Here is a 4,214-nt window from a genome sequence, read left to right on the forward strand (position 1 = left end):
GTGGCCGGAAGCCTCACGAAAACCTGCCACGCGAGAAGAAAGAGCGCGATGACGCCGATGATACCGAGGACGAGGGTCATGGTTATCTCACTTTCCAATGCTCTGCGCCGTTGACGGTGGCGGCGACGGGCAACAGGACATCGCGCGGAGTGAGTTGTGGTCCAGCTCCGATCTCAGTCACTATCGCTCGGTCTGAAGCACATCGCATTGCCGGATTCCGATCTGGACGAGCAACTCCGGCGGTATTCCTTTGCTGCAAGTCGATGATTGTCCTTGCCTTCGGTGGCCACAGGTGATGAATGCCGCGCTGCAACGCATTCCAAGTGCTCGGACGCTGAAGCGACGTCTCTTCGTTCGCGGCGCGTGTGATTCGAGCTAGCTTCGTCCAGTGAACAGGCGCGATGCCAGCGGGGCAGCGCCGAGGAGACCCAAGAACAGTACGACCAAGGCGAAGATCAGGCCGAATTGCCACGGTTCCATTGTGTCGGAAAGGAACAGCCACCCGATCAGCGTTCCGATCGCGAAGCCGATCCCGCCAATCCCCGCGACGACCGCAAGAATTTTGGTGATTTCTTTGCTCATGCCTGTCATCCTCTCGTAGTTGGTTCCGGTCAGTGTGCCCTGATGGTCCGACATGGCCCGCGGTGTCGAAGAGATCAGAAGGAGGCGCGAGATTTCATGGGGCTTAGGCGAGTCGACGTGATTCTGGTGGACGGCTGGCTGGTTCGACGCAAAGGCGCCGAAGGCGTTGTGGCGGGGTCACTAATCGCTGTGACCGAGGGAAAACCCGCGGATGCCAACGATCGGGCGAGCGAGAGCCGGGAACAATTGTGTTCCGTCAGCACGCACGGGCGAACCATTGACGTGCATGTGGAGGATGTTGGTCAGTGCCGCTCGAAGCCCGTGCTCGATGGATCGAGTCTTGCATCGGCGCCTCGACAGAGGAGCGAAGGCGACAACGGTGTTGCCGTGAACTGATGCCCCAGCCTCAGACTGCACGTCCGGGAGCCCGCACATGTCCCGGCGGAAGGCGTATTCGACAACTCTCAGAGTGTGCAGGACCAGTTCATCGTCCGGGATGTCGGCGAAGGTGACACCGAGAAGGTCAGCGGTGGTGTCGATGCCCGTGGTGTTCGTGCCGTCGAGACTGGTCAGCGGACCGCGGGCTCGCCACGTAGGCATGGGTACAGCGAGACTGCTCATGCTGCGCCTCCAAGCTGCAGAGGACGGACGTTGGGGATCGCGAAGGACGTCGAGACTGCGGTGGCGACCAATGTGGAAACATCTGGGTCGGGGCAGGCCGCGACAAGAGTGGCCGCGGCGAACTCGGCGCCCAGGCCGGCGTCGAGTAGCTTCTGCGCCGCGATCAGATCCGCCATCTGCGGTCTCCAGATCGGCCGGCCTCCGGTGGCGATGGATTCGTCATGTTGGGTGAGCAAATTCCACCCCACTTTGATCAGGCGGGAGTCGATTCCGGCGGATTCTGCAACGTCGTAGTCGGTTTCAACGGTGACTTCGAAAGGGAAGCGTCGCTTGATTGCGTTGTCGAGTGGTCGGATGCCTCGTCCTTCCTCGTTGTATGTGATGACGAGACTGAATCCTGGAGCGGCGTGGACGGTCGGCAGGTCGGGGCGGTCGTCGATGACGAGTTGGGTGCGGGCATCAGCGACTGAGAGCAAGATGGCGATCGTCTCCGAAGGGGCCCGGTTGATTTCGTCGATGAGTAGAACTTTTCCGCACTTCATCGCGCGCAGCAATGGGCCGTCGCACCAGAGGAATGTGCCATCGGGTTGTGGTTGGTAGTGCCCGATGAGCGAGGACACTGACAGATCTCCGTGCCCTTGCACAGTGATCAGATCCTCTCCGAATGCCACCTCTGGGAGGGTGGTCTTACCTCCACCGGCAACCCCCTTGAGTCGAATGTTCATGTAACCCCGCAGCTTTCGGAGTACCAAGTAATCCGGCTGGCCCGCGATGGTGCGTGGGAGGTAGCGGCGGCCGTCGGTGAGGAGAAGGCCGTCTCGGTCGGCTTCGGGGATCTCGATGATGATGCGATCAGCGAGGTCGGCACCGCTGCTGGCCTGCGCTGTACCGCGCAGGACCCGCTTGTCTGAGGTCAGCGCCTGCACCGCGACGTTGTAGGGGTCCGATTGTTCGGCCAACTCGAGCATGAACAGCGGTGGAAAGAAGTCCCTCGGATCCACCGGTGTGTCGCCTGGCACGCGAACAGTGCTGATCTGTGGAAATCGGATCACGCGGTTCGAGTGATCGGAATCTGAAGAGAAGAAGGTGTGGAAAGCGTCCGCGAACACAGTCGCGGCGGATTCCGGTGGCGTGGTGCTTTCTCGGACTACGAGTTGGCCCTCTTGGAAGTCGGACTCAGCCCCGAAGCCAGTGATCGTAGTCGAGGTATTGGTGAACGGGTCGCGGTAGGCGACGGTGGCGGTGACCTGCCCGTCTCCAGCCTGTACCGCCCAGACCGCGAATGTCGCTTCGATCATGGAACCTTCCCTTTCTCAATTCTGTGTCGGAACTCAGACTCCCGGTACCGCGACATCGGTGCGGCACGACTGGTGTGCCGCGGAAACCTGCGCCAGTTGAGACAGTGACTTCGGAGCGAACGTCATCAGAGAGGTAACACGTCATGAATGCACCCGCCGCCCTGACGATGGACAACGAAGTACAGACCTTCACAGCCGACGCGTGGGGTCAGCTCTCCGTGCGAGTGGGTCGGTTCGTCGACGAGATCGCCGCCCGCCGGGATCTGATGACCGTTGTCGGAATCGCCGCAACCCCAGAACTGGCAGGCGGGCGCCCGGCCGGCGCGTACTCTCACACGACCGCCACCGTCACCATCGACGCAGCGCAAACACTCTCTCCCTCTGATGATCCGAACCAAATCGACCTTCGTGACCGCCGCGATCGCGCACGCTTCCCGGTCCTTACCGGAGTAGCTGTGCACGAAGCGGGCCATGCAGCTCACACCGTTCGGCGGGGGCGGCTATCGAAGGCCGTGGGGGCGTGGGCTGCGCTCCTCGAGGAACCACGAATGGAAGGGCGAGTCGTGGCGCGGCGCCCACAGGATCGGGTATGGCTGAGAAGTTCGGCTTCGCATCTGCTTGGAAGCTGCACAGCCAGTTCCGCATCCTCGGCAGCTCGGCTCCTGATCTTGGTGGGTGGTCGCATCGATGCCGGGGTGTATGACCGCTGCGATCTTCCGGATCTCGCGGAGGTAGCCGGGGAGTTCTTGACCGAGAAGCAAATCGGCATTGTTGTCGAGCAGACGCGTGTAGCGGTTGCTCTCGACGACGGTGACGTCGATGGGTTGGTGCGGTGCGCGGAGTCGATCGCCGCAGCGATTGTCGACGAGTTCGATGACGCGGACGTCGACAGCGAGGGCAGCGATGGCGATGACGGCGCTGGATGCAGCCCTCAACATGGAGCCAGCGAAGGCGCCGGCGACGAGATCGCCGCTTCAGGAAAGAACACCAGCCTCCGTGATGCTCTCGCAGCGATGGCCCGGCGTACCGCGGCGACCGCGCAGGCCGCCGAACACATCACTCCGCCATCGGCGGCTGCCGCCCGGGTAACCACAGCGGCGGAGAACCAGCGCCAGATGATCGCAGCAGCTGGACGCGTCGCCAGCACCGGGCGTCTTGCGCACAGCGTCAGAAGGCCAACCGACGGCGAGCTGGCACAGTCCCTCCGGCTGAACCGAGCGGTCGAGGCTGCACTCGACCGCGGTGAACGCACGCAACACATTCCGCAGGCTGTACCACCAGGACGCATGCGGATCCGTGAGCTGGCCCGCCGTGAGGGTCAGATCGCGGCGGGCATGATTCCGACTGCGACGCCCTGGTCTCGCACGCGCCGGACCGTCGTGGAAGCACCACCGTGGGCGGTCGGTATCGCGGTCGACGTCTCCCAGTCGATGGAACCGGTGCTCGAAATCTCCGCAGTGACTGCGTGGATGGTCAATCGGGCAGCAGTTGATCGAGGTGCGGCGGCCACGGTCGTGTGGAACGCGAAAGCAGCGAACCTGCCGGCCGAGAGTATCGGTGGCGCCGTGTATGTCCCGGAGGCCGGTGGCGTCAGCGACGGGCTTCCGGAGGCTCTGCTGGCCTTGGATTCTCGACTGCAGCTGACCTCGGGTGCCGGCACGAGACTCGTGGTTGTGATCACCGACGCGGATCTTCCGAATCTCGACGAGATCT

At 62.8% G+C, this 4,214-nt stretch carries 4 protein-coding genes; 1 reads left to right on the forward strand and 3 read right to left on the reverse strand.

Going from position 1 to position 4,214, the window contains the following annotated elements:
• Positions 1–375: 375 nt before the first annotated feature.
• The 3 genes from A2J01_RS05500 to A2J01_RS05510 all read right to left on the reverse strand — a co-directional run bounded on the left by A2J01_RS05500 (position 376) and on the right by A2J01_RS05510 (position 2,501).
• Positions 376–582 carry a hypothetical protein gene (locus A2J01_RS05500; RefSeq protein ID WP_156519180.1) on the reverse strand — a complete coding sequence of 69 codons (207 nt, stop codon included), beginning with the start codon at positions 580–582 and terminating at the stop codon, positions 376–378.
• A 180-nt stretch (positions 583–762) separates the two neighbouring features.
• A complete protein-coding gene (locus tag A2J01_RS05505; RefSeq protein ID WP_047269150.1) occupies positions 763–1,203 on the reverse strand; it encodes a hypothetical protein in 441 nt (146 codons plus the stop codon).
• A complete protein-coding gene (locus A2J01_RS05510; RefSeq protein WP_064112271.1) occupies positions 1,200–2,501 on the reverse strand; it encodes an AAA family ATPase in 1,302 nt (433 codons plus the stop codon). Before A2J01_RS05510 ends, A2J01_RS05505 begins: the two co-directional genes overlap by 4 nt.
• 143 nt (positions 2,502–2,644) lie before the next feature.
• Between A2J01_RS05510 and A2J01_RS05515 the strand changes: the two genes are divergently transcribed.
• On the forward strand, positions 2,645–4,214 hold a 1,570-nt coding region (locus tag A2J01_RS05515), incomplete at its 3' end, for a hypothetical protein (protein WP_064112272.1).

Origin of the sequence: Rhodococcus sp. EPR-134 (assembly GCF_001647205.1) — a bacterium.
Classification (GTDB): domain Bacteria; phylum Actinomycetota; class Actinomycetes; order Mycobacteriales; family Mycobacteriaceae; genus Rhodococcus_F; species Rhodococcus_F qingshengii.

Bases quoted from the DNA above. Each gene is read 5' to 3' on its own strand.
- A2J01_RS05500 (WP_156519180.1), bottom strand. From the start codon at position 582: ATGAGCAAAGAAATCACCAAAATTCTTGCGGTCGTCGCGGGGATTGGC.
- A2J01_RS05505 (WP_047269150.1), bottom strand. From the start codon at position 1,203: ATGAGCAGTCTCGCTGTACCCATGCCTACGTGGCGAGCCCGCGGTCCG.
- A2J01_RS05510 (WP_064112271.1), bottom strand. From the start codon at position 2,501: ATGATCGAAGCGACATTCGCGGTCTGGGCGGTACAGGCTGGAGACGGG.